Source organism: Bradyrhizobium erythrophlei (assembly GCF_900129505.1).
In the GTDB taxonomy this organism is placed as follows: domain Bacteria; phylum Pseudomonadota; class Alphaproteobacteria; order Rhizobiales; family Xanthobacteraceae; genus Bradyrhizobium; species Bradyrhizobium erythrophlei_D.
On record NZ_LT670818.1, the window covers coordinates 131,877 to 157,254 of the forward strand.

At 63.6% G+C, this 25,378-nt stretch carries 25 protein-coding genes; 16 read left to right on the plus strand and 9 right to left on the minus strand.

Going from position 1 to position 25,378, the window contains the following annotated elements; all coding sequences use genetic code 11:
• Positions 1-120: 120 nt before the first annotated feature.
• On the plus strand, positions 121-1,596 hold the full coding sequence (locus tag B5525_RS00595) for a cytochrome P450 (RefSeq protein ID WP_079563977.1): 1,476 nt from the start codon (positions 121-123) through the stop codon (positions 1,594-1,596).
• On the opposite strand, the gene B5525_RS00600 is transcribed toward B5525_RS00595, so the two are convergent.
• Together B5525_RS00600 and B5525_RS00605 are read right to left on the minus strand one after the other, a co-directional pair.
• Entirely contained in the window at positions 1,591-2,169 is a 579-nt protein-coding gene (locus B5525_RS00600; protein ID WP_172899794.1) for an MSMEG_1061 family FMN-dependent PPOX-type flavoprotein, read from the minus strand. The genes B5525_RS00595 and B5525_RS00600 overlap by 6 nt on opposite strands.
• Before the next feature lie 247 nt (positions 2,170-2,416).
• The gene (locus tag B5525_RS00605) at positions 2,417-3,100 is read right to left on the minus strand and encodes an alpha/beta family hydrolase (protein ID WP_079563981.1); all 684 of its coding nucleotides are present in this window, start codon (positions 3,098-3,100) and stop codon (positions 2,417-2,419) included.
• 181 nt (positions 3,101-3,281) lie between these two features.
• On the opposite strand from B5525_RS00605, the gene B5525_RS00610 reads away from it, so the two are divergent.
• The 5 genes from B5525_RS00610 (at position 3,282) to B5525_RS00630 (ending at position 8,860) form a co-directional block, all read left to right on the plus strand.
• The gene (locus B5525_RS00610; RefSeq protein WP_079563983.1) at positions 3,282-4,154 is read left to right on the plus strand and encodes an MBL fold metallo-hydrolase; all 873 of its coding nucleotides are present in this window, start codon (positions 3,282-3,284) and stop codon (positions 4,152-4,154) included.
• Positions 4,155-4,500: 346 nt separating this feature from the next.
• Positions 4,501-5,460: an ABC transporter substrate-binding protein gene (locus tag B5525_RS00615; RefSeq protein WP_079563984.1), complete on the plus strand. Its 960-nt coding sequence runs from the start codon at positions 4,501-4,503 to the stop codon at positions 5,458-5,460.
• Positions 5,461-5,537: 77 nt separating this feature from the next.
• Entirely contained in the window at positions 5,538-6,314 is a 777-nt protein-coding gene (locus B5525_RS00620; protein ID WP_244567988.1) for an ABC transporter permease, read from the plus strand.
• Positions 6,307-7,086 carry an ABC transporter ATP-binding protein gene (locus tag B5525_RS00625; RefSeq protein ID WP_079563988.1) on the plus strand — a complete coding sequence of 260 codons (780 nt, stop codon included), beginning with the start codon at positions 6,307-6,309 and terminating at the stop codon, positions 7,084-7,086. The genes B5525_RS00620 and B5525_RS00625 overlap by 8 nt, the downstream gene beginning before the upstream one ends.
• 151 nt (positions 7,087-7,237) lie before the next feature.
• Positions 7,238-8,860: an ABC-F family ATP-binding cassette domain-containing protein gene (locus B5525_RS00630; RefSeq protein WP_079563990.1), complete on the plus strand. Its 1,623-nt coding sequence runs from the start codon at positions 7,238-7,240 to the stop codon at positions 8,858-8,860.
• A gap of 241 nt (positions 8,861-9,101) precedes the next feature.
• Here the strand turns inward: B5525_RS00630 and B5525_RS00635 are convergent, their stop codons facing one another.
• On the minus strand, positions 9,102-10,043 hold the full coding sequence (locus B5525_RS00635) for a metallophosphoesterase (RefSeq protein WP_079563991.1): 942 nt from the start codon (positions 10,041-10,043) through the stop codon (positions 9,102-9,104).
• 271 nt (positions 10,044-10,314) lie between these two features.
• Between B5525_RS00635 and B5525_RS00640 the strand changes: the two genes are divergently transcribed.
• Complete coding sequence (locus B5525_RS00640) at positions 10,315-10,509, plus strand: hypothetical protein (protein WP_079563993.1); 195 nt, start codon at positions 10,315-10,317, stop codon at positions 10,507-10,509.
• A gap of 51 nt (positions 10,510-10,560) precedes the next feature.
• Here the strand turns inward: B5525_RS00640 and B5525_RS00645 are convergent, their stop codons facing one another.
• Both B5525_RS00645 and B5525_RS00650 read right to left on the minus strand, forming a co-directional pair.
• Complete coding sequence (locus tag B5525_RS00645) at positions 10,561-10,944, minus strand: hypothetical protein (RefSeq protein ID WP_079563995.1); 384 nt, start codon at positions 10,942-10,944, stop codon at positions 10,561-10,563.
• A 64-nt stretch (positions 10,945-11,008) separates the two neighbouring features.
• A complete protein-coding gene (locus B5525_RS00650) occupies positions 11,009-12,427 on the minus strand; it encodes an FAD-binding oxidoreductase (RefSeq protein WP_079563996.1) in 1,419 nt (472 codons plus the stop codon).
• 87 nt (positions 12,428-12,514) lie between these two features.
• On the opposite strand from B5525_RS00650, the gene B5525_RS00655 reads away from it, so the two are divergent.
• A complete protein-coding gene (locus B5525_RS00655; protein ID WP_079563998.1) occupies positions 12,515-13,027 on the plus strand; it encodes a thioesterase family protein in 513 nt (170 codons plus the stop codon).
• Positions 13,028-13,098: 71 nt separating this feature from the next.
• On the opposite strand, the gene B5525_RS46000 is transcribed toward B5525_RS00655, so the two are convergent.
• The 3 genes from B5525_RS46000 to B5525_RS00665 all read right to left on the minus strand — a co-directional run bounded on the left by B5525_RS46000 (position 13,099) and on the right by B5525_RS00665 (position 15,967).
• Entirely contained in the window at positions 13,099-13,302 is a 204-nt protein-coding gene (locus B5525_RS46000) for a helix-turn-helix transcriptional regulator (RefSeq protein WP_244567792.1), read from the minus strand.
• Between the two features lie 42 nt (positions 13,303-13,344).
• The gene (locus B5525_RS00660) at positions 13,345-14,229 is read right to left on the minus strand and encodes a LuxR family transcriptional regulator (protein WP_244567793.1); all 885 of its coding nucleotides are present in this window, start codon (positions 14,227-14,229) and stop codon (positions 13,345-13,347) included.
• Positions 14,230-14,431: 202 nt separating this feature from the next.
• A complete protein-coding gene (locus B5525_RS00665) occupies positions 14,432-15,967 on the minus strand; it encodes a helix-turn-helix domain-containing protein (RefSeq protein WP_079564000.1) in 1,536 nt (511 codons plus the stop codon).
• A gap of 152 nt (positions 15,968-16,119) precedes the next feature.
• Between B5525_RS00665 and B5525_RS00670 the strand changes: the two genes are divergently transcribed.
• Together B5525_RS00670 and B5525_RS00675 are read left to right on the plus strand one after the other, a co-directional pair.
• The gene (locus tag B5525_RS00670; protein WP_079564001.1) at positions 16,120-16,962 is read left to right on the plus strand and encodes a class I SAM-dependent methyltransferase; all 843 of its coding nucleotides are present in this window, start codon (positions 16,120-16,122) and stop codon (positions 16,960-16,962) included.
• A gap of 115 nt (positions 16,963-17,077) precedes the next feature.
• The gene (locus B5525_RS00675; protein ID WP_079564003.1) at positions 17,078-17,908 is read left to right on the plus strand and encodes an alpha/beta fold hydrolase; all 831 of its coding nucleotides are present in this window, start codon (positions 17,078-17,080) and stop codon (positions 17,906-17,908) included.
• 113 nt (positions 17,909-18,021) lie between these two features.
• Here the strand turns inward: B5525_RS00675 and B5525_RS00680 are convergent, their stop codons facing one another.
• Complete coding sequence (locus B5525_RS00680) at positions 18,022-18,195, minus strand: DUF1328 domain-containing protein (protein WP_079564004.1); 174 nt, start codon at positions 18,193-18,195, stop codon at positions 18,022-18,024.
• A gap of 298 nt (positions 18,196-18,493) precedes the next feature.
• Between B5525_RS00680 and B5525_RS00685 the strand changes: the two genes are divergently transcribed.
• From B5525_RS00685 to B5525_RS00710, 6 genes are all read left to right on the plus strand, one after another.
• Positions 18,494-21,157, plus strand: coding sequence for an ATP-dependent helicase (locus B5525_RS00685; RefSeq protein ID WP_079564006.1), 2,664 nt, complete (start codon positions 18,494-18,496; stop codon positions 21,155-21,157).
• Positions 21,158-21,235: 78 nt separating this feature from the next.
• Positions 21,236-21,928 carry a hypothetical protein gene (locus B5525_RS00690; RefSeq protein WP_154072999.1) on the plus strand — a complete coding sequence of 231 codons (693 nt, stop codon included), beginning with the start codon at positions 21,236-21,238 and terminating at the stop codon, positions 21,926-21,928.
• Positions 21,929-22,109: 181 nt separating this feature from the next.
• Positions 22,110-23,231: a DUF2336 domain-containing protein gene (locus B5525_RS00695; protein WP_079564010.1), complete on the plus strand. Its 1,122-nt coding sequence runs from the start codon at positions 22,110-22,112 to the stop codon at positions 23,229-23,231.
• Positions 23,232-23,268: 37 nt separating this feature from the next.
• Positions 23,269-23,490: a hypothetical protein gene (locus tag B5525_RS00700; RefSeq protein ID WP_079564011.1), complete on the plus strand. Its 222-nt coding sequence runs from the start codon at positions 23,269-23,271 to the stop codon at positions 23,488-23,490.
• A gap of 203 nt (positions 23,491-23,693) precedes the next feature.
• Entirely contained in the window at positions 23,694-24,617 is a 924-nt protein-coding gene (locus tag B5525_RS00705; protein WP_079564013.1) for an ABC transporter ATP-binding protein, read from the plus strand.
• Positions 24,614-25,375: an ABC transporter permease gene (locus B5525_RS00710; protein ID WP_079564014.1), complete on the plus strand. Its 762-nt coding sequence runs from the start codon at positions 24,614-24,616 to the stop codon at positions 25,373-25,375. Before B5525_RS00705 ends, B5525_RS00710 begins: the two co-directional genes overlap by 4 nt.
• Positions 25,376-25,378 lie beyond the last annotated feature (3 nt).

A 25,378-nucleotide genomic window follows, 5' to 3' on the forward strand; every position in this document is an offset into this window, starting at 1 on the left:
GGTCAGGGGCGATTTTGGTCGGATACCGTACAGGAACCCGCGCGATACCAAAGGCGTTTGATCGTTGTTTTCGGATGGATTTGGTCTTTAACTAATTGTGCGACAGGCGGGAACGTCCGTATGCTTCGGGCATCAGAACACAGCGACCGGCCAACCCCGGGAAGCGCGTACTGTCCGCCGGCGCCGAAGCCGCAAGCCCGTCCGCTCAAGCCGCTGGCCCTGATCCGCACCCTGAAACGCAATCCGCTCGAATGCTGGGCGGTGGCGCATTTCGAACAGCCCATCGTTTCCGGCGGATTGCCGATCGGCCATGTGCTGCTGGTCCACGAGCCCGGCGCTATCCGTCGCGTTCTCCTGGACAACGCCGCCAACTACCGCAAGGACCGCCTGCAGCGCCGGGTGCTCTCGGCGGGACTGAATGACGGCCTGTTGAGCGCCGAGGGTGAGCAATGGCGCGTGCAACGGCGGGTGCTCGCACCGATGTTTGCGCGCAGGCGGGTGATGGATTTTGCGCCGGCGATGACGGCTGCCGCCGAGACCCTGATCGACAGGTGGTCCTCTCTTGACGAGCGCGCCACCATCGACGTGGCGGCCGAAATGGCCAGGGTGACGCTCGACGTCGTCGAACGCACCATCTTCTCCGACGGCTTTGGGTCCGACGCCGAAGATATCCGCATGGCGATGGCGACCTATTTCAACACGATCGGGAAAATCAGCCCGCTCGACATCCTCGGCGTGCCCGACTTCGTTCCGCGGCTCGGCCGGCTCCGGGTGCGCTCGACGCTCAAATTCTTCGAGGCCGAAGTCGACCGCGTCATCGCCGCCCGCCGCCGGATTCTGGCGGAGCAGCCGGACCGGGCGCCCAATGACCTCCTGACCCATCTTTTGGAAGCGCTCGATACCAGCGGCGGAGACGGTCTCACCGAAGCGGAGGTGCGCTCGAACATCCTGACCTTCATCGCCGCCGGTCACGAAACCACCGCCAACACCCTGAGCTGGGCGGTGTTCCTGCTTTCGCAATCGCGGGAGTGGTGCGAGCGGGTCGAGACCGAGGTGGACCGCGAGCTGACCGAACCGGCGAGCGCCGGCATTGCCGATCACCTGGTCCAGACCCGCGCGGTGATCGAGGAAACCATCCGTCTGTATCCGCCGATATCGGCGATCAGCCGCGTTGCACTCGGCGACGACGCGTTGAATGGCGAGGCGGTCCGGCCGGGATCGCTGATCGTGATCTCGCCCTATGTGCTGCACCGGCATCGCCTGTTGTGGGATCACCCCGACGCGTTCGATCCCGGCCGCTTCCTCGGCAGCGTCGCTTCAGCAGTCGACCGCTTTGCCTATCTTCCGTTCGGGGCCGGGCCGCGCAAATGCATCGGGTCCACCTTCGCACTGCAGGAGGCGACACTGGTGCTTGCCGCCATCGTCAAGCATTTTAATCTCCAGCTTAGACCGGGTCACGCGGTGTGGCCGAGCCTGCGCGTCACCCTGCGGCCGGCCAGCGGGCTGCCGATGCTCATCCGCAAACGGTCCCGGCATCAGCGGTCATCGAACCCTGATCAGCAGGAACGGGCTTGCCGCGGGCTGGCGAATTCATAGAGCAGGCCCGTCGTCAGGCCATTCGCCGGCCTGCTCGCGATGAACTTCATGATCCCAGAGCTTCGAGCGGGTGATGCACTTGCCGCAATGGAAGAAGGCTTTTTCGACGACGACGATCAAGGCGAGTTCGGGAATGCGGCCGCCTTCGATCATGGCGCTCCGGATGTCGTGGTCCCGCACGATCATGGCGCGGCCGGCGACGCGCAGCGTTTCGCGGCTGCCGGGCACGAAGAAGATCAGGCCGACACCCGGGTTCTGCAGCAGATTATGGAACGTATCCACCCGCCCGTTGCCGCGGCGGTCCGGAATGGCAAGCGTCGAAGTGTCGAGGCACCTGACGAATCCGGCGTGGTCTCCCTTGGGCGACAGATCAACCATGCCGAGCGGATCGCTCGAGCCGACCACGACGAAGGGAGATGCTGCGATGAATTGCCGACAACGGCGATCGAGCCTTGTCAGAATCTTCGCGGTGAACCACTTGTTGGCAGGCCCCACGATTTGCCTCAGATCCTGCTCGGTCCGGATCACCTCCTTGAAGCGTTGATCGGCCGCCGCCGGTGTTTTTGCGTCCACGTGCCTGCCTCTGTCGATGGCGGTATCATACGCCGGGCTGATTTGACTACGGCGCTGTTGCGCCGTGGCGGGGAGTACGCCGGCAAGTTGTCTTTCTTTCGATGCCAGGAGGAACGCCGCATCACGTTCAGTCGATGCCGGCGTGTCACGTGATCACGATAGCTTTGAATCGGCGGCGAACGGTGATCAATTTCGACCAGTGCCGCCTAACCTTTTGCGCGGGTGCGGCGTGGCGCGGATGCGCCCTTCAACCCCCCGTCGCGCCGATCCAGGCCGACAATTTATCGACAATTTCACTCATGACCTCGCGGTCGTTCCGCCCAGAGCGCGCCAGCACGTGGAAGGTATGATCAGCCTCGGCGACCTGATGCAGCGATGCCTGCGCCCCGAGCCGCTTCACGACCGGCTCGAGCAGCGCCAGTTCGGCGAGCTTGTCGCGGGTGCCCTGGATGAAGAGCATGGGAACATGCACATCGCCGAGGTGCCTGGCGCGCGTGTCGGAGGGCTTGCCTGCGGGGTGCAACGGGAAGCCGAGAAAAGCAAGTCCGCGGACGCCGGCCAGCGGCGCGATGGCCTGCGCCTGCGACGTCATGCGGCCGCCGAACGATTTACCGCCGGCAAACAGCGCAAGCCCCGGGCAGCTTCGCGCGGCCTCGACCACAGCGGCCCGCACCGCGGCATGCGCGAGCGGCGGCGCATCCGGCCGCTTGCTGCCTTTTTCCATATAGGGAAACTGGTAGCGCAACGTCGCGATGGCGCGATCGCAAAGGCCGGCCGCGACCCGCTCCATGAATTCGTGGGCCATGCCCGCGCCCGCGCCATGGGCAAAGACATAACATGCCCGCGCGCCTGGCGGCCGCAGCAGCAGCGCGGAGACCGCGTCGGAGCCATCGACGTTCAGTTTGAGTTCTTGCGGGGTCACGGCCGTCATTTCGCTATCACCGGTTTAAAAATATACACGAACGATGCTCGTCCTTGCAAAAATCCTCCCGGCCGGCAATTGCGGCCGTCTGCGGAAGCATGGCCGATCGGACCGGCCCTTGCCCTCGCTTGAACAGCGGCAAAGCGCCCGCTACGCTTCGCCGCAACAATCAAAAAGGGGGGAGCCAGGGATGCGGCAGATCAGGATCGGCGACATCACCATCGACGCGGTGATCGAACGCGAAGGCCCGTGGCGGCGTCCGCAGGATTTCTTCCCGGCTTATGACGAGGCTGTCTTCAGACATCACCTGCCCTCGATGGAACCCGAGGTATTCGACGCCTCACGGGGGATGATCGTGATCACCTACCAGACCTTCGTGGTGCGAACGCCGCGCTACACTATCCTGGTCGACACCTGCACCGGCGAGGACAAGGGTCATCCGCCTCCGTTCGACTTTCCCGGCAAGGAGCGCTGGCGCAATGAACTGTTCGCGCTCGGCATCAGTTACGATGAGATCGACTACGTGTTCTGCACGCATCTCCACATCGACCATACCGGCTGGAACACGACGCTGCGGGATGGCCGCTGGGTGCCGACATTCCCGAACGCGAAATACGTCTTTCACAAAAAGGAATATGAGGCGTGGGAAGAGCAGAACGCCAAGGGAGCCAATCCGCCCGGGACGGTTTTTCGGGACAATTGCCTGCCGATCGTGGAAGCAGGGCAGGCGCTGCTGGTCGACGACGATTACGCACTGGACGACACCATCACGCTGACGCCGACGCCGGGGCATTCGCCCTGCCATTGCTGCGTCAACATCTTCTCCCGCGGCCAGCGCGCGGTGGTAACCGGCGATCTCATGCATCACGTGATCCAGTGCCGCGAGCCCGACTGGTCGGCCAAGCCGGACTGGGACGCGAGACAATCGGCGGTCTCGCGCCGGAGGTTTTTCGCCTCCTTTGCCGAGACCGATACGCTGATTCTGCCGATCCATTTTCCGTCCCCGACGGTCGGGCTGATCACGTCCGATGGCGACAGGTTCAACTACCGGTTCAAGCGCTGACGATCTGAACCATTCAGGTTCGTCTGCCCGGCCCCTACGCGGAAATGCCGGGCGCGTCCGCGTCTGCTTCCGCGCGTGGCTGTGACACAAAACCGTGATGGCCCACACACGCCAACCGGCGGCCGAAGCCGCGTAAAACCGGCTGTTTCTTGATCAGTTGACGCCTCCACGCGCCCATTTTTAAAGCAAGGCCCGCGGGAAAATGCGCTTGTGGCGCGCCGTGCCCGAACGCGTCAGGCCAGGACACCTCTACACGCGTCAAGGCGGCTCCGAACCCTCGCGCCTTCCAAACTCCGTCAATCGGCATGTTTGTTGCATTTTTGCCGGTAGCAGAGGGGTTGAGTCGATGACATCCGGGATCCGCCGTCGTGAATTTCTGCTTACAATCGGAGCCGGGCTAATCGCGGCCCCCGCGATCGTACGTGCCGAAGCCCAGCCCATCGTCATTCGTGCCGGCGCGCTGAAACTGATCCATTCCATCGCGCCGTATTTCTATGATCAGTTCGTGCCGGAAGGCTACAAGATCGAAGTGCTGCCGTTCGAAACGCCGACCGAATGCAAGAACGCCGTGGTGACCAAATCGGTCGATTTCGGCGCGTTCGGTATCGCGGCAGCCCTGCTCGGCGCCGCCGCGGGAGAGCCGGTCGTGGTGATTGCATCGACCTGCAATCGCGGCATGGCTATCATCGCGAAGGCCGGCGAAGGCATCACCTCGATCAAGGATCTCAAAGGCAAGCGCGTCGCCGTGTTTCCGGGAACCACCCAGGAAGTGTTTTTCCTGGAGCGGCTGCGCATGGAGGGCATGACGATCAAGGACGTCGAACCGGTTCGCGTCTCCTTCAGCGAAATGCATATCGCGTTGTCGCGCGGCGATATCGACGCCTATGTCGGTGCCGAACCCGGCCCCGGCGTCTCGCTGTCCAGCGGCGTCGGCACGCTGGTTGAATATCCGTATTCGACCGCGATGGGCTCGCTCAACATGGTGTTCGGCACCCATCGCGACGTGATTACTGAGAAGCCGGACCTCGTCCGGGTGATGCTGGGCATCCACCAGCGCGCGACCGATTTCGCCTCGACCCACAAGGACGCCATGGTCGCGATGGCATCCGGCAAGCTCGGGCAGAAAAAGGAAGCGATCGAGGCTTCGGTCCCCAATGTCGAACTGACCTGGCGGCTTGGACCGAAGGAAATCGAGCAATCGAAAATCTACGCCGATCACATGCTGGCGCTGAAACAGATCAAGCGGCTGCCCGATTTTGCAACCTTCATCGACACCAGTTTCGTCGATGCGGTGAAACCGACTTGATCGTGTCGACGCTCGCGTCCGACACCAAGGACGAGGTTTCCTCCGCGCGCGAGACCTCACGGGCGAGCGCATGGTGGCTGCACCTGCGGCCTTTGCTGCTCGCCGTCACGTTTCCCGCGGTCCTTTTGGCGATCTGGCATTTTTCGACGGTGGGCCGGCCGGCGAGCCTGATCCCGCCGCCTTACGACGTCTGGCTGGAGTTGAAGGATTTGGCGGTCGGCGGCGTCAATGACGATGCCTACAGCCAGACCCTGCACATCCATCTGTTCGCTTCCGTGAGCCGGGTCTATGGCGGCTTCGCGCTGGCCCTGATCGTGGCGTTGCCGTTGGGAATGCTGATCGGGCGTATGCCGCTGATCCGCCAGCTGATCGACCCGACCATCCAGATCCTCCGCCCCGTCCCGGTTACGGCCTGGCTGCCGCTGGCGATGATCATTTTCGGACTTGGGCCACGCTCCGCTTTCTTTCTGGTATTTCTCGGCGCGTTCTATCCCATCCTGGTAAACACCATCTTCGGCGTGCGCTCGGTCGAACCGCGACTGTTCGAGGCGGCCGCCATGCTCGGCTGCGTCGGCCCGGCTCAGTTTTTCCGCGTCGTGCTGCCCGCCGCCCTGCCATCGATCTTCACCGGCATGCGGCTCGGACTGGGGTTTGCGTGGGTCGTCATCGTCGTCGGAGAGATGACCGGTGTACAGACGGGGCTGGGCGCTATCATCATGGAAGCGCGGCAGCTCTCGCGCACCGAAATCGTGATTTCCGGGATGATCGTGATCGGCACCGTCGGCTTCCTGTCCGACCAGCTGGTGATGTTGATCGGGCGCCGGCTTTTGGCCTGGAGTCCATCCCATGGCTGAGGCCACGATCCCGATCCTGGAGATGAAGAACGTCGGCAAGACCTATTCGCAGAACGGCAGGGCGATCGAGGCATTGCGCGGCGCCAATCTGCGGGTCAAGAAAGGCGAATTCATCTGCCTGATCGGCGCATCCGGTTGCGGCAAATCCACTCTTCTGCGCATGGCCGCCGGCTTCGAGGCCCCGACGCAGGGCGACACTCTGATGTGGGGCGTCCCGATATCGGGACCGGGCCCGAGCCGCGGCATGGTGTTTCAGGATTACGGACTGTTTTCCTGGCTCAACGTCCGCGACAATATCGGTTTCGGTCCGAAATCGCGCGGGTGTACCAAGGCCGAGATCCGTGAAACCGTCAATCATTTCGTCGATCTCGTTGGGCTGCAAAACTTTGCCGACGTCTACCCGCACCAGCTTTCCGGCGGCATGAAGCAGCGTGTCGCCATCGCGCGCGTGCTCGCCAACGACGCCGAAATCGTGCTGATGGATGAGCCGTTCGGCGCGCTCGATGCGATGACCCGCGAACGGCTGCAGGACGAACTGGTCGAGATCTGGTCGCGAACAGGCCTCACGGTCCTGTTCGTCACCCACGCCATCGAGGAAGCCATTTTCCTCGCCGACCGGGTCGTGGTGATGTCGCCCGGACCCGGCCGAATCGACCGCGAATACACCATCGACCTGCCGAGGCCGCGCGACATCGCAAGCTCCGAATTCAACGAATGGCGGCGCCTGCTGTCATCGCAGCTTCATAGTCATCATGGACGCAAGGCGGGCTGATCTTTGCCCGCAATGCCTGCAACCTTGCCCATCCCCTGATCCCGGTAAAAGCCTAGCCTTGACGCAGATCTGCCGGTCCCGGAACACCCTTTCGCAGGCGCAGCATATGGCTTAAGAGCGGCGCAAACGCTCCCTCAGAACCCGTGTGGATATGATTCGTCTCGACAACGTCAGCAAGCAAATCGGTCACCAGATTCTCTTTATCGAGGCCTCCGCAGCGCTCCAGAAAGGCGAGAAGGTCGGACTCGTCGGTCCCAACGGGGCCGGCAAGACCACGCTGTTCCGGATGATCACCGGCCAGGAACTTCCCGACGAGGGCCAGGTGGCGGTCGATCGCGGCGTCACGACAGGCTATTTCAGCCAGGACGTCGGCGAGATGTCCGGCCGCAGCGCCGTATCCGAGGTGATGGACGGCGCCGGTCCGGTCAGCGCCGTGGCCGGCGAGCTGAAGGAACTGGAAGCCGCGATGGCGGATCCGGCGCGCGCGGACGACATGGACGACATCATCTCGCGCTATGGCGAGGTGCAGGCGCGCTTCGAGGAGCTGGACGGTTATGCGCTGGAAGGCCGGGCGCGCGAAGTGCTCGCCGGCCTCTCCTTCAGCCAGGAGATGATGGACGGCGACGTCGGCGCGCTGTCGGGCGGCTGGAAGATGCGCGTCGCGCTGGCGCGTATTCTGCTGATGCGTCCCGACGCCATGCTGCTGGACGAGCCGAGCAACCATCTCGATCTCGAGAGCCTGATCTGGCTCGAGCAGTTTCTCAGGGGCTATGACGGCGCGCTGCTGATGACCTCGCACGACCGCGAGTTCATGAACCGCATCATCGACAAGGTGGTCGAGATCGACGGCGGCCAGCTGACGACCTATTCGGGCAATTACGAATTCTATGAAGCGCAGCGCGCGCTGATCGAAAAGCAGCAGCAGGCCCAGTTCGAGCGTCAGCAGGCGATGCTCGCCAAGGAAATCAAATTCATCGAGCGCTTCAAGGCGCGCGCGTCGCACGCTGCCCAAGTGCAGAGCCGGGTGAAGAAGCTGGAGAAGATCGAGCGCGTCGAGCCGCCGAAGCGCCGCCAGACCGTGTCGTTCGATTTCCCGCCGGCGCCGCGCTCGGGCGAGGACGTGGTGAGCCTGAAGAAGGTGCAGAAGGCCTACGGCAACCGGAGCATCTATGACGGGCTCGACTTCATGGTGCGGCGGAAGGAACGCTGGTGCGTCATGGGTATCAACGGCGCGGGAAAATCCACGCTGTTGAAGCTGGTGGCGGGCTCGACACCGCCGGACGACGGCACGGTGGCGGTCGGCGGCAGCGTCAAGATGGGTTACTTCGCGCAACACGCCATGGATCTGCTCGACGGCGAGCGCACGGTGTTCCAGTCGCTGGAGGACTCCTTCCCGCAGGCCGGACAGGGTTCGCTGCGCGCGCTGGCCGGCTGCTTCGGGTTTTCCGGCGACGACGTCGAGAAGAAATGCCGGGTGCTGTCGGGCGGCGAGAAGGCGCGGCTGGTGATGGCGAAGATGCTCTACGACCCGCCGAACTTCCTGGTACTGGACGAGCCGACCAACCATCTGGACATGGCGACCAAGGAGATGCTGATCGGAGCGCTATCGCAGTATGAAGGCACGATGCTGTTCGTCTCGCACGACCGGCATTTCCTGGCCGCCCTGTCCAACCGGGTACTGGAGCTGACGCCCGAAGGTATTCACCAATTCGGCGGCGGCTATACCGAATATGTGGCCCGCACCGGCCACGAGGCACCGGGCCTGCGCAGCTAGAGGAGGCCGGCGAAGGAGACCGCAATAGGCCGCGCCAATGCATGTTCTGACAATCCTGCAATTGATGGTGCTGCCTCGACCAGATTCCCGAATCCCTGCTGCCGATTCTGACCTGCCGCGCCGCGCTGTCGTTGACGGGGGTCGACATCGTGCTGGGGTTCGGGGTCCTTTTTTGCCGGCGAACTCGTGCTGTCCCGCCTGCTGTGCCGCGCCCACCTGCGCGATCAACCGTATTAATCCGCTATCCGCCGCGGCGCAGGCAATGCAGGGTGATTTCCGGTGGACAGTTGAGGCGCACCGCAACCACGCTCGACCCCGCCCCCACCGACGTGTAGCCGGTCATATTGTTGTACCGCCATGCCCCCGCCCCCATCCGTCTCGGCAGCGCCGACTCCAGCGTGATCGGAATCGATCCGGGCAGGCAGATCTGGCCGCCGTGGGTATGTCCGCTCAGCATCAGGTTGAAATGCGCGTGCGCCGCCTGGCGGTAGATCTCGGGCGTGTGCGACAGCAGGATGGAGAACGCGCCGTCCGGGATCCGCATCGCGGCTTTCTCGATGTTGTCCATCCGGTAGAAATGCGCATCGTCGACGCCGGCCAGAAAGATGCACTGGTCGTCGCGCGCGATCAATTCGCATTCGTTGAGCAGCATCCGTATGTCCATGGCTTCCAGTGCCGGCACCATTCGAATGGTATCGTGGTTGCCCAGCACGCCATAGATCGGCCCCTTGAGATGGCTTCGGACCCGCGCGACGCCGTCCAAAGCGGCCTCGAACGACCCAAAGGTCTTGCCACGATAATCGCCGGTCAGGACACAGAGGTCGTAACTCAGTTCGCCGACGAGCTCGCAGACCCGCTGCATCGCGGCCTCGCTCATGTCGACGTGCAGATCGCTGAGGTGCAGGATGGTGAAGCCATCGAAACGCGCCGGCAGATCCTTGAAGGCGACGTCGTTGGATCTGACGACAACGCGGCCGGCATTGCGGCGCGCGCGCCAGTAGAGACCGGTCAGCTTCAGCGCAGTTCGAATGAGCGACTGGCCGGGATACCAGTTTTCCAGATGGAAGAAGGTGAGGCCCTGGCCGAAGATCTGGGCTTCGTGGTCGGTCTCGATGCCCAGGCGCTGCCTCGCATGCAACCGTCCGAGGCGCTGCTCCAGGGCGGCCAGAATATCCTCGTCCATTGAACAAATCCCCCGGAACTTCGTTTGCTGTTGTACGCGGTATCCGGCGCGTCGGGAACTGCACCCGGTGCCGCATCGGACACGAGGCGACTGGCTCGGGCAGGAGTTACCCGAAGGTGACCGGGATGTCCCAAATTGGCGACCCGGTTGACATACATCAATGACATTTGCTCCGCACGGCCGTCGCTTGGAACCATTCAGCAATCATTGCTGTTGGATGCAAGAAACGAAAAACGGAGTGAAGACGAACGGAGCACCAGGAGGGATTGTCATGTCGGCGCCCAAGATTGCGACCCTGCTCGCGATAGCAGGCGCGTTTGGCGTGATCATATCGGTCATGCTGGGCACTCTCACGGGAGCGGACTATCTGCTCGACGCAGCCTTTGTCTGCCTCGTGCTCGCAGGTGTCATCATCATGCTGCATGTACTGATCGGGCTTTGGGCCGACTTTACCCGATCGGCGTAGAGCGGCCGAAACGGCCGGACGCACTTCTGCCGAAGCGGCCGTGCTCGTGGATCATTCCCGTAGCACTGGATGCTCGTTGAGCACGTCTTCCCGGATCGACCCGGCACCGATCGCGCGAAACAAAATCCGCGCCCTCTTCAAATCGTTGCCCGTCACACAGAGGTTTACGATCTGGCGCACCGCGGAATCGCGCAGCAGGTCGTCGGAAATCTTGATGGCGATTTCCATCGCGACCTTGGCGGCGCGTTCATAGCGTTCGGTTTCGGATTTTTTCTTGTTGTCGGAGCGGTCGGCGGCGCCGGCTATCTTGGCGGCGCTGTCGGCGGCGGACCGGCAGATTTCACGTATCCGGTGCGCCGCTTCGATATCGCCGATCGGCCATCGGATTTCCTCGTCCCAGATCTCCTTGCGCTCACCCCTACCGAACCACCACATCGCCCATGCCCTGAATATAGCCTGGCCGCCGCTGGCGGGTCGCAATATGTCGCCGCGACAGACCCTAGACCGCCGGCAATATCTTTCCAGGATTGAAGATGTTCTGCGGATCGAGCGCCTGCTTGACCGCGCGCATCGCATCGATCGCCTCGGAGCCGAGTTCGGCCTTGAGATATTTCTGCTTGCCCTGCCCGATGCCGTGCTCGCCGGTGCAGGTGCCGCCCATCGCCTGGGCGCGCTCGACCAGGCGATGCATGAAATCCTCGCCGCGCGCCATCTCGTCGCGGTCCTCGACATCGCATAGCAGCGAGCAGTGGAAATTGCCGTCGCCGACATGGCCGACGATCGGCGACTGCAGCTTCAGCCGCTTCAGATCGGCCTCGGTCTCGGTGACGCAGTCGGCCAGCCGGGAAATCGGCACGCAGACGTCGGTCGCCACCACGCCGGCGCCGGGGCGCAGCGCCTTGACTGCCCAATAGGCGTCGTGCCGCGCCTGCCACAATTTGGTGCGGTCCTCGGGCCGGGTGGTCCAGGTGAATTCGCCGCCGCCGCACTCCTTGGCAATCTCGTGGAAATTCTTCGATTGCTCCGCGACCTCGTTGTCGCTGCCGTGAAATTCGAGCAGCAAGAGCGGAGTCTCGGGCAATGACAGCTTCGAATAGGAATTGCAGGCCTGCACCTGCTCGGCGTTGAGCAGTTCGATCCGCGCCACGGGAATGCCGGTCTGGATCGCCATGATCGTCGCCTGGCAGGCGCCACGCACGGTTTCGAACGAGCAAGCCGCGGCCGCGATGGTTTCGGGAATGCCGCGCAGCTTGATCGTCAGTTCGCAGATGATCCCGAGCGTGCCTTCGGCGCCGACGAAAAGATGGGTCAGGTCGTAGCCGGCCGAGGATTTTTTCGCCCGCGTGCCGGTGGTAATGATCTCGCCGTCGCCGCGCACGACCTTGAGCGCCAGCACGTTGTCGCGCATGGTGCCGTAGCGCACCGCATTGGTGCCGGAGGCCCGGGTCGAGGCCATGCCGCCCAGCGAGGCGTCGGCGCCCGGATCGATCGGGAAAAACACGCCCTGGTCGCGCAGATGCTCGTTGAGCGCCTTGCGGGTGACGCCGGGCTGGATCACGCAGTCGAGGTCGTCGGGGTGGACTTCCAGCACCCTGTCCATGTCGCGCAGGTCGATACAGACGCCGCCGGCCGGTGCGTTGACCTGCCCCTCCAGCGAGGTGCCGGTGCCGAACGCGATCACGGGGACGCCGTGCTTGGCGCAAATCCGCACCACGTCCTGGATATCGGCGGTTTCCTGCGCCATCACCACGGCGTCGGGCGGCTGCGGCGCCAGCCAGGTCGTGGTATGGGCGTGCTGGTCGCGGACCGCCTGCGAGGTGATCAACCGGTTGCCGAACCGGGCGGCGAGCGCTTCCAGCGTGCTCACCAGCGCCTGCGGCTCCGGACGCTTCAAATTGCTGGTAATGGTTATGCCCAAGCTAAATCCTCCCGGCGTGCGGCCGACCCTTGCAAAGGATGGTGCGGGCGGTCAAGAGACCATGGGTGGAACCAAAGGGGATCGACGATGACCAATGCTGCCGCAGGCGACGAGGTGCTGCTCCGGCCCGCGCCATTCCTGTCGTCGGTGATGCAGATCGAGCCACAATGGATCGACTACAACGGCCACCTCAACATGGCCTATTATAATGTGATGTTCGACCGCGCCATCGACGAATTATGGCTCAGGCTCGGGATCGGACCCGGCTACATGAAGGAGCGGCAGGGATCGACCTTCACCGCCGAATGCCATGTGCGCTACCTGCGGGAGATCCATTTGGGCGATCCCGTGCAGGTTTCGATCCTGCTGGTCGGCGCCGACGAGAAACGGCTGCATACGTTCGAGCAATTGCGCCACGCCAGCGAGGGCTGGCTGTCCGCCACCTCCGAAAACATGAGCGTCCACATCGATATGGCCGCGCGCAGGACCGCGCCGTTTCCGCCCGACATTCGCGCCCGGATCGAGGCCGTTGCGAACGCCCACGCAGGCGTTGCGCGCCCCGAGGGCATCGGCCGCAAGATCGCGATGCCCTCGAAATAGCGACGGGGTGCCGGACCATCACAGCCGCGCGGGCCCTTTTTCCCTCGATGAGGGATGCCGTGAGGATACCGTCACCCCGCCAGCGGCGTCGAAAACCCGGCGACAAGCTTGACCAGATCGGCCTGACGGCAGGCACCCGTCTTGTCAAACAGCCGGTTGAGGTGGGTCTTGATCGTGGTCGCAGCGACACCAAGCGCCGCCGCCACCTCCGGCACTCCGCCGATATCGACGATTGCCAACAGCACGCGCAGTTCGGCCGGGGTCAGCTTGTACATCCTGCCAATAACCTCGGGAGACGCGAAGGCCTCCAGTGTCGTCTAGCGGACGAACAAGGCGGCAACCGCATTATAGGCAAGTCCGGTGTGCCGGCGCGCGCCCGAGGTCAGCGGCAACACGTGAGCGAGCCAGCGTTCGCCGTCATGCGCGGTCAGCGGCAACGCGATGCCCTTGACGCCGACGACGGTATCTCCCCCCTCCGCGGCAGCGAGTATTTCGCGAAAGGCCGCGTTGGTCGCCGCATCGCCGGCGACAAGCCTCCCATGGACCGTGTGCAGGAAGTCGGCGGCGCCGAGAATGGCATTACCCGCCGCGTTGGCATGGACGACGTGGCCGATGCCGTCGACAAGGATCAAGCCGGCATTCAGGCCGTCGAGAATATCGGAAAAGCATGCCGCCTCGGCCTGCCCGAGATGGATGGTCTTGCCGATGAGCCAGGCGCGCCGGACATGCGGGATGATGAGCGTCAGGCGCCGGCGCATTTCGTCGTCGACCATGCCGCTCGCCGCATCGCGCGCAACGCTGAGAAACGTGCAACTGGTCGTCGATTTTTCGATCACCACGTTGGCGACGTCGACCCAGCCATGCGGCCGCGCCCACTCCCGGTAAAAGCGACCCCGGCGAAACTCGTCGTAAGGCACGAGATCCGCGACGCTCACCACCTGCGCGACGCCGAAGGAACGCGAGCCCGCCATCGGATCGAGTTTCGGATAGCTTTCCGAATAGGCCCGCAGGCCTTCGGGATCGGCCCCGATATAGCAATAGAGATTTTCGGAACGGCTCAGCGAGCGCTTCGAAAGCAGCCCGCCCGAATGGCCGCCGGTGAAGCTCGCGATCTTCTCGAGCACGTCGGCTCGCTGCGCGGGGTCGAGGGCGGCGTCGTAGATATCGCCAATCAGCACCGCCAACCGCTCGTTATCGTTCATGGCTAATCGCCTCAAAAGCAATGATACGGAAAGGAAAATGATGCGGAAGGAAAATGGCAGCCCGGTTTCGCCGCACAGCCATAACGACTCGATGGCATTTCCAAGGCACCCGGCCGCCCGACCAGATCATCGTGGCGCGAAGTGGCCAGTTCGCCGAAACGACGCCGTTTCGCGTGCTTCACCACAGCTGCGGAAATATTCCCTAAGCCGGAAGCCCGACGTCATGCAGGGCGTCGAAAACGAGATTGCTGTAGGTTTCCGGCAGCGGCGGCAGGCCTCGCCGCACTTCCGACAGCGTGAGCTGCGGGTATTGCTCCCGCAGCGCGGCCAAGCTCCGGCGGGCTTCCGGCTTTGCTCCGGCGAGCACGTAGGCCGGGCACAGGGTTCGATGCACCCAGATCGCCGACGGATGCTCGATCAGCGCGCGCTCCTGCCAGCTTGCCGCCTCGGCATAATGGCCGGCCTTGAAATGCGCGCAGCCGATTCCGACCAGGCTGTTGAAGGCCAGCGAATCGTGCGGCGCGAGGTCGAGCGCGATCTTGAACCGTTCGATCCCGGAGTCGGGATCGCCGTGATAGACGTCGAGCCATCCGCTGCGGCTCCAGGCCCAGGCCGAGCCACCGTCGACAGCCAGCGCCTTGCGTATCACCAGCTGCGCAGTGTCGAGCTCGTCGAGTAATGTCAGGGCGTTGCCGAGCACGGCGAGCACGCTGGCGTCGCCGGAAAGCGCGCGCGCCTTATGCGCCAGCTCGATGCTGCGAGCCCGCTCGGCTTGCGGGTCGGCGGTGAAGTGATAGACCACACGCTGAACATGAGCCCAGGCCGCCAGCGCCGTCGCCAGCGCGTGGGTAGGATCCTGGTCCATGGCGCGCTCGAGCAAATCGAGAGCCCGCGCATTTCCCTCGGCATCGAGCGAAAGCACCCCCGGCATCGCCCGCAGGGCAAGGTCATGAGCGCTGAGATCGTTGCCGGGCTTGCGCAACGCGTGCTCGATTTCGGCTGAGCGCAGGCAGGGCTGAAGTGCCGCTGCAATCCGCGTGGCGAGGAGTTCCTCGCCGGCATCGTCGTCACGCAGCACGCCGTCGGCACGATGGGCCCAGAGCTGGCGACCGGTCTCGTTGTCGATCAGCCGGAAGATCAGGCGCATCTGCGCGCCCTCGCCCCGGATCGCACCGGCCAGACGGTAGCGCGCCGAACCCGGTTGGCTGGCGACGGAAACCCCGGCGCGGGCGAGCGCGGTGGCCAGATCATCGGCGATAGCACCGGCGACCCCGATATGTTCCGCAGCCGCCTCGATCGCGCCAAAGGCGACCGTCGGCCGGTCGCGCGGCGGCACGAAAACCGGAGGCATTGAGGCGAGAGCGGCCGCGAACAGCTCCTGCCGCTTCAACGTTTGCGACGGTGTCTCGCCGTAGCGGCCGCGATACTCGACGGAAAACCGGCCGGGGTGGGGAAATCCGCAACGCATCGCGACGTCCACGACCTTGGTGCCGGCGGACCCCTGCAGCAGCTCGCGCCGCGCCTGGTCGAAGTTGATATCGCGAAGCACGGTGCGCGGCGCCTTGCCGACAAAGGACAGAAATTGCCGCTGCAGCGTCCGGCCGGAAACGCCGGCCACGGCGGCAAGTTCCCTCAGGTTCCAGCCGTGCCCGGCATTGGCATGCATCGCCTCGAGGGTACGCCGAACGCTGCGCGGCAGCGGCGATGACGTCGATCCTGGTTTTTGGCTCGCGATCATTTCAAAAACTCCGAAACCCCCGTTGATGTGTCTCGCCTTGCGCGAAAAAGTTCATCATCCGGATAGTTGTGGCGCGAACTGGATAAGCGTCTGCCGCCCTAAGGGCTAAGCCAGTGGTCGTGCAACCCGACAACCGTAAGGGAACCATCATCATGACCGCCTCCTCCGCCGCCATCAGTCAAAAGCCCGTGCAGCCCGATCTCGGAGCGCTAAAGCTGCGTCAGCACGGCGCCTGGTCCTCCGGCGACTACGCCATTGTCGGCACCACCCTGCAGATCGTCGGCGAACAGCTTTGCGAAGCCCTCGACCTTCGCTCGGGACAAAAGGTACTCGACGTCGCCGCGGGCAACGGCAACGCTACCCTCGCCGCGGCGCGGCGCTGGTGCGACGTCGTCTCCACCGATTATGTGCCGAGCCTGCTGGAGCGCGGCCGGCTCCGCGCCGGCGCCGAAGGCCTGCCGATCGAATTCAAGGAGGCCGACGCGGAAGCATTGGATTTCGCCGACGCCAGTTTCGACGTGGTGGTCTCGACCTTCGGCGTCATGTTTACGCCCGACCAGGACAAAGCGGCGGCCGAGCTGACACGGGTTTGCAAGCCCGGCGGCAAGATCGGGCTCGCCAACTGGACGCCGGAAGGCTTCATCGGCCAGCTCTTCAAGACGCTCGGCAAGTACCTGCCGCCGCCGCCGGGTGCGAAATCGCCGGCGCTGTGGGGCACCGAGGCGCGTCTCAAGGAGATGTTCGGAGCTTCGGCTGCCTCCATCAGGGCCGAGCGGCGCGATTTCAACTTTCGCTATCGTTCGCCGGAGCATTTCCTCGACATCTTCAAAAGCTATTACGGCCCGATGCTCAAGGCTTTCGCGGCGCTCGACGCCGCCAGTCAGCAAGGGTTGCGAAGCGATCTGCTGGCGCTGGTCGGCAAGCTCAACCGCGCCGATGACGGCACCATGGTCGTTCCCAGCGAATATCTCGAAGTGGTGATCACAAAGCGCTGATCTCGCGGCCAACGGGTTCAGTTGGCGCGGCGCCAAGCCATCGATCCTCCATTCGGAGGACGCGGCTTGACGCCGCTCTCGCTAGCCTTGTCCGATCGCAGGGAGCATCGACATCATGATCGAAGATTTGCGCGGGCGCGTGGATTACGACGAGACCGGAGCCGGTTCGACGGTCGTGCTGGTGCCGGGATCGTGCAGCACCGGCGCGGCCTGGCGGCCGATGCTCGCGCATTGGCCGTGTGGCTTCCGCTGCGTGACGACCAGCCTGCTGGGCTATGGTGGCACCGCCGAGCGGCGCACCGCGGGAGATACCGATATTTCCCACGAGGCCGAGGCCATCGAAACGGTGATTCGACGCGCGGCCTGCCCCGTCCACCTGGTCGGCCATTCCTTTGGCGGGTTGACTGCACTCGTGGTCGCGCTGCGACGGCGCGTGCCGCTGCTGAGCCTGACCATTGCGGAAGCGCCCGCGGCCGAGATCTTGCGGCCGATGGGCGAATACCGGCACTATCTCGCCTTCCGGAATATGACCGACAGCTATTTCCAGGCGCATTATGGCGGCGACAAGACCGCGATCGAACAAATGATCGATTTCTATGGCGGCGCGGGCACCTTCGCCGGCTGGCCGCAACGCGTGCGCGATTACGCTGTTGAGACCACGCCGGTCAACCTGCTCGATTGGGCAAGCGGCTACGATTTCGAATTGAAGCCCGCGTTGATTGCGAGCGTCAAAACACCCACGCTCGTTCTATGGGGCGAAGCCAGTCACCCGGCCGTCAAACGCGCCAACGAGCTTCTGGCCCATTGCATCCCGAATGCCGCCATCGCCGAAATCGCCGGAGCGGCCCATTTCATGATTGCGACCCACGCCCGCGAGATCTCCGTCTTGATCGCGCAACACGTGGCGCGCAGCGAACATCCTTCAGCGGCCGAGCTTTGCCAGTGACGCCGCAACCGGTCTCGCGCGACAAAAAGACGGACCCGAGCGACAAACCGGCGGCCCTTTGATTTTTGCGGCCGCCGGGCTCTTAGGTTGCCGGAGACAACCGAGGCTTCCGGCTAGACGCGGGTGCGGCCCCGCGCCAGGCCGACCACGGCCGAGACCAGAAACAGCACGACCGCGATAAAGAAGATGATCTTGGCGATCTCGATCGAGGCACCGGCGACCCCGCCGAAGCCCAGCACGCCCGCGATCAGCGCGATAATCAAAAACGTAACGACCCAGCTCAGCATGACACGCCCTCTTGTCCTCTCGGTTTGAACTCAGCGCGGCGGACGGCGCCGCGCATCGGCTGCTGGAATAATCGGGCTTCGGAACGAATGTTCCCGGGGGTTCCGGCCCTGGAAACCGGGAAAATTTCGTCGCGCAAGGGGAACAAAATCCGGGGTCAAGGCGGCAATCCGGCCCGCAGCCAAGGCGGGATAAAACCTGTCAAAAGCCTCGGCAAAGCCCTATATGCGGTTCAATCCTGCTATGAAGGCTCCCCTTCACGGCCCCACGGTGTCATCGTGGGCGGAAGACGATTCGCATATGACCGAGCCGAACAAGCTGATCCATCACGAGGTCCCCGACCACCAGCCCGCCGCTGGGGGCATCGCCGCGCGTGCGCGGGCGGCGGCGAGCCCGCAATATCTCTCGGGCCTCAATCCCGAGCAGCGCGAGGCGGTCGAGACACTGGACGGGCCCGTCCTGGTGCTGGCCGGCGCCGGCACCGGCAAGACCCGGGTGCTGACCTGCCGCATTGCCCATATCCTCAGCACGGGCCGCGCGCGGCCGGGCGAAATCCTCTCGGTCACCTTCACCAACAAGGCGGCGCGCGAGATGAAGCTGCGGCTCGGCCAGATGCTCGGCCAGGCGGTCGAAGGCATGCCGTGGCTCGGCACGTTCCATTCCATCGGCGGCCGCATCCTGCGCTTTCATGCCGAGCTGGTGCAGCTGAAGTCCAATTTCACCGTGCTCGATGTCGACGACCAGATCCGGCTGTTGAAGCAGCTGCTGCAGGCCGAGAACATCGACGACAAGCGCTGGCCGGCACGGATGCTGGCCGGGCTGATCGACGGCTGGAAGAACCGCGGCTTGACGCCGTCGCAGGTGCCGCCCGGCGAAGCCGCCGTATTCGGCAACGGCAAGGGCGGCAAGCTCTATGCGGCCTATCAGGAGCGGCTGAAGATCCTCAACGCCGCCGATTTCGGCGATCTCCTGCTGGAGAACATCCGGCTGTTCCGCGAGCATCCCGACGTGCTCCGGCAATACCAGAACCGTTTCAAGTTCATCCTGGTCGACGAATATCAGGACACCAACGTCGCACAGTATCTCTGGCTGCGGCTGCTGGCGCAGGCGCCGTCAAAGCCCGGCGTGCCGCTTTCCGCCGTCATTCCGGGGCGTCCCGTCATTCCGGGGCGGGCCGAAGGCCCGAACCACGATGTGCAATCACACATCGGGGAATCTCCTGATGGTGAGCAGCCACTTCGAGATTCCGGGTTCGCACCTGCCGGTGCGCCCCGGAATGACGGCGAGGATGGCGTCGCGCAATCGGCAGCCATACCGCCCTCCAAGAACATCTGCTGCGTCGGCGACGACGACCAGTCGATCTATGGCTGGCGCGGCGCCGAGGTCGACAACATCCTGCGCTTCGACCACGACTTCCCCGGCGCCAAGGTGGTCCGGCTCGAGCGCAATTACCGCTCCACCGGGCACATTCTCGCCGCCGCCTCGCATCTGATCGCGCATAACGAAGGCCGGCTCGGCAAGACGCTGCGCACCGAGGACGTCGACGGCGAGAAGGTCACCGTCACCGGCTCCTGGGACTCCGAAGAGGAAGCCCGCGGCATCGGCGAGGAGATCGAGGAGCTGCAGCGCGCCGGCCACAGGCTCAACGATATCGCCATTCTGGTGCGGGCCTCGTTCCAGATGCGCGAGTTCGAAGACCGCTTTGTCACGCTCGGCCTGCCCTATCGCGTGATCGGCGGTCCGAGGTTCTACGAGCGCGCTGAAATCCGCGACGCGCTGGCCTATCTGCGCGTGATCAATTCGCCGGCCGATGACCTCGCCTTCGAGCGTATCGTCAACGTGCCGAAGCGCGGCCTCGGCGACGCCACCGTGCAGATGCTGCACGATCACGCCCGCAAGCGCCGCATTCCGCTGTTCGAGGCCGCCCGCGCCGTGGTCGAGACCGATGAGCTGAAACCGAAAGCGCGCGGCTCCTTGCGCGACCTCATCGCCAGCTTCGATCGCTGGCGCGTGCAGCGCGAGGTGACATCGCATACGGAAATGGCCGAGATCGTTCTCGACCAGAGCGGATATACCGAGATGTGGCAGAAGGACCGTTCCGCCGATGCCGCCGGCCGGCTCGATAACCTCAAGGAGCTGGTGCGCTCGATGGAGGAATTCGAGAACCTGCAAGGCTTCCTCGAGCACATCTCGCTGGTGATGGACCGCGACGGCGGCGCGGATGACGACGCGGTGTCGGTGATGACCCTGCATTCGGCCAAGGGCCTCGAGTTCGACAATGTGTTCCTGCCGGGCTGGGAGGAAGGCCTGTTTCCGAGCCAGCGTACGCTGGACGAACAGGGCCGCGCCGGACTCGAAGAAGAGCGCCGTCTCGCCCATGTCGGTCTCACGCGCGCGCGCCGCCGCGCCAAGATCTATTTCGCCACCAACCGGCGGATCCACGGCACCTGGTCGACCACGATCCCGTCGCGCTTTCTCGACGAACTGCCGGCGTACAATGTCGAAATCACGGAGTCCAAGGGCGGCTCCGGCTGGGGCGGCTCCGGCGGCTACGGCCCCTCGCGCTTCGATAACGTGGAGTCCTTCGGCTCGAGCTACACGACGCCGGGCTGGCAGCGCGCCCAGGCCAACCGGGCCCGCGGCCAGGGCGGCCGCCAAGGAAACGGCCAAGGCCAGGCCGGCGGCGGCTTTAACGAGAACCAGTCGCCATTTTCGGGTTCGCGCGGCGATACCGCTTCAAGGGGCGGCGACTTCTCCCGCGGCAAGCGCGCCCCCCTGACGATCGAAGGCGAGCTGATCGCCAAATCCACCGGCACTACTTCGGAATTCAGTCTGGACGATCGGGTGTTTCACCAGAAATTCGGCTACGGCCAAGTGGTGAAAATCGACGGCAACAAGCTCACCATCGCCTTCGAGAAGGCCGGCGAGAAGAAGGTGGTCGATAGTTTCGTAGAGCGGGTGTAAGGTCGGCATGAGCCCGTTATTGGGACAGCCGACTTGTTCGAGTGGTTGATTTCAAAGAAGCAATTTTCAAGGAAGCCCGTGGCGACAGCGCCGCTGCGAGGTTTCATCACGCCTGATCTCCTGCTGGAATATCTCACCAAGCGCATTCCAAAATATCTCGACGATACCGATCAGGGCAAACTGATTTATCCGGCCTGCAAGCGCACGCTGTCGGACGGAGGCGGCGACGTGGCCGCGGTCTGGGATGACACAAGGCTGGAGGCGATGCGGTACGTGGTGGCGGTGCCCGGGCGCGAATTCGGGCTGCTCTGCGAAGCTGCCCGCCAGCTTGAAATGATCGACGCCTATCTTTTTCACCGCCCCCACGCGGATACCGTGATCGACTTCACGGGGACCGCGACCGCCGATTTCTCCACCGCCATCGTGGCCGGGCTCAACTGGCTGACCCATTGTGCGCAGCTGGCCGGCGTCGATCCGACCCGGCAATCCGGCACCATCCGCCATTTCAGGAAGCTCGTCACACTGGCACAGCAATGGTGGCTGACGGAAGGCGCCGGCGACCGCTGCGCGCAACTGCTGTCGGGCGAGGAGCAACCGCCCCTGATGCTCTATCTGGTCTGGTCCGAATACACGCGGCTCGCAAAGACGGTCGCCGAGGCCGCCATTTTTGGCGCATCCGTCAACCGTTCGACGAAATTGGTGGTCCTGCCCGCTGACCTGATCCCCCGTTTCGAGGCCGCCAGGGATCCGGGCGATCTCTCCGGTATTTGACCGGATATATCCAGCGCCCGAAGCCCGAAATACCGCACCAGCTAACCAACTCCGTCGCATTTGAACGAATCCTTAGAGGCAATACTTATTCCGCTTCTTTACCGAAAAATCGCCTGTCGGCGGGTAATTTGGAACCTGGATAACGCTTGTGCGTGTGTGCTGCGATTTAAGGTCTACCGAAATGAGTGATGTCAGTTCGTTTCTCCGGGATCTCGATGAGGCGGTCTCGCGAGGTACGCCGGAGAGCCGCAAGCGAGCGCTGTGGCATACCACCGATCTGATGATCGCCGGCCGTTACAGTGACGACGAGATCTGGACCTTTGGCGAAGTGATCGGGCGGCTCGCGGACGAGATCGAGGTCGCGAGCCGGGTGCAGCTTGCCAAGCGGCTCGCCCGCTTCGACCAGGCTCCGGTCAATATCATCCACAAGCTCGCCTTCGACGACGAGATCGAGGTCGCCGGTCCCGTGCTGCGGGAGTCGCAACGGCTCGAGCCCTACGCCCTGGTCGCCAACGTCTGCACCAAGGGCCAGACCCACATGCTGGCGATTTCGGAGCGTAAATCGATCGAGGAGAGCGTCACCGATGTGCTGGTGACGCGCGGCAATCAGGAGGTCGTCAACTCCGTCGTCCGCAACAACGGCGCGCGCCTCTCCGACTTCGGCTTCCTGCACATGATCACGCGGGCCGAAGGCGATTCCATCCTGGCCGAGCAGCTCGGCCTGCGTAGCGATATCCCCAGGCACGTCTTCCAGCAGCTCATCGCCAAGGCGTCGGACGACGTGCGCAAGCGGCTGGAACGCGAACGCCCCAATATGCTTGAGCAGATTCAGTCCTCGGTGACCGATGTCGCGGGCGAGCTGCAGTCAAAGTTCGGTCCGGTGTCGCGAAGCTACTACGTCGCAAAACGGGTGGTGACGACGCAACATCGGCAGGGCAATCTGAACGAAGACAGCATATCGATCTACGCCCGCTCCCATAAGATCGAAGAGGTCACGATCGGACTGTCCCTGCTGTGCTCCTTGCCGGGCGACGTGATCGAGCGCGCGCTGCTGGACAGGAACAGAGAAACGCTGCTGCTGCTGGCCAAGTCGCTGGAATTTTCGTGGGCGACGACCATGGCGTTGCTCTTTCTCGGCGCCAAGGATCACCGCATCACCGCGCAGGAGTTGCGGGACCTGGAACGCGATTATGGCCGGGTCAACATCGAGACATCCCGCAGCGTTCTGAAACTCTATCAGTCGCGCAAGCATCCCGGAACCTCCGATGCCGACACCAAGCGCCGGCCGGCGCTGGCCATGTAGTGAGACGACCGATGAAACAGATGGGAAAATATCGGCCATGAATGCAATTTCGCTCGGCATACGCAACCGCCCTGGCATCGGCTCCGACGAGCAGAAGCCGGAAAACCCGCTGAATGCGGCCTGGATCGTGCTCGAAGCTGCCAACGATCTCGGCGACCATGACACCGTCGAAATCTGCCGGCGCGTGATCGACGCCAGTCTGAACGGAGCGTCCGCCTCCCCCTTCGATATGCACGTCATCACCGAATATTTCAGGTGATTTGATATTTCAGATGATTTCCGCCGGCCCCGCTGAGGGGCGCTGCCGTTCCTTGACCCGGCTATACGGCCGGGGCGCGCCAGCGCTTGCGCGCCGCCTTCGGCGTCCCTATCTCTGGATGCCCGCCCTCAAGAGGGCCGAAGCGCCACGTCATCTCTTTATCCTCCTTTCCCACATTCCTGATTCAGACTTTCAAGCCTGGCATGACTCCCATCATATCCATTGCAAACCTGTCCAAGACCTATAGCACCGGCTTCAGGGCGCTGAACAACATCAATCTCGAGATCCGGCGCGGCGAGATCTTCGCGCTGCTCGGGCCGAACGGCGCCGGCAAGACCACGCTGATCAGCATCATCTGCGGAATCGCCAATCTCAGCGGTGGCAAGGTCACCGTCGACGGCCATGACATCAACGCCGATTATCGCGCCGCGCGCTCGTTGATCGGGCTGGTGCCGCAGGAACTGCACACCGACGCCTTCGAATCGGTATGGGCGACGGTCAGCTTCAGCCGCGGCCTGTTCGGCAAGCCGAAGAACCCCGCCCATATCGAGAAGGTGCTGAAGGATCTGTCGCTGTGGGACAAGAAGGACGCCAAGATCGTCACCCTTTCCGGCGGTATGAAGCGCCGGGTCATGATTGCGAAGGCGCTTTCCCATGAGCCGCAGGTGTTGTTCCTCGACGAGCCGACCGCGGGCGTCGATGTAGAGCTGCGCAAGGGCATGTGGGAAGTGGTGCGGCGGCTTCAGGCCTCCGGCGTCACCATCATCCTCACGACTCATTACATCGAAGAGGCCGAGGAGATGGCCGACCGCATCGGCGTCATCAACAAAGGCGAGATCATCCTGGTCGAGGACAAGGCCGGCCTGATGCAGAAGCTCGGCAAGAAGCACCTGAAGCTGCATCTGCAGAGCAAGATCGAGGCGATCCCGACCGAGCTGGCGCCCTATGAGCTCGAGCTTTCGGAGGGCGGCTGCGAACTCACCTACCATTACGACACCAAGGGCGAACGCACCGGCATTACCAGCCTGCTCAGCGATCTCCGAGGCGCCGGCATCCGCTTCTCCGACCTCGATACCACGCAGAGTTCGCTGGAAGACATCTTCGTCAGCCTGGTGAGGGCGCCATGAATTTCCGGGCGGTCCGCGCGATCTATCTGTTCGAAATGGCGCGCACCTGGCGCACGCTGTTGCAAAGCATCGTTTCGCCTGTCGTGTCGACCTCGCTGTATTTCGTGGTGTTCGGTGCCGCGATCGGCTCGCGCATCACCTCGGTCGAAGGCGTCAGCTACGGCACCTTCATCGTGCCGGGACTGGTGATGCTGTCGGTACTGACCCAGAGCATCGCCAACGCCTCGTTCGGCATCTACTTTCCGAAATTCGTCGGCACCATCTACGAATTGCTGTCGGCGCCGATCTCCTATTTCGAGATCGTGCTCGGCTATGTCGGCGCGGCCGCGACCAAATCGATCATCCTCGGCCTGATCATCCTCTTGACCGCCGGACTGTTCGTTCCGCTGCACATCCATCATCCCGTGTGGATGCTGGCGTTTCTGGTGCTGACCGCGGTGACCTTCAGCCTGTTCGGCTTCATCATCGGCATCTGGGCCGACGGTTTCGAAAAGCTGCAGATGATCCCGATGCTGGTGGTCACGCCGCTGACCTTCCTCGGCGGCAGCTTTTATTCGGTCAACATGCTGCCGTCGGGCTGGCGCACCATCACTTTGCTCAACCCGGTGGTCTATCTGATCTCGGGTTTCCGCTGGAGCTTCTATGAGATCGCCGATGTCAGTGTCGGCCTTAGCATCAGCATGACGCTTTCGTTCCTCGCCCTGTGCATGATCGTGGTGTGGTGGATCTTCAAGACCGGGTACCGGCTGAAGAACTGACGC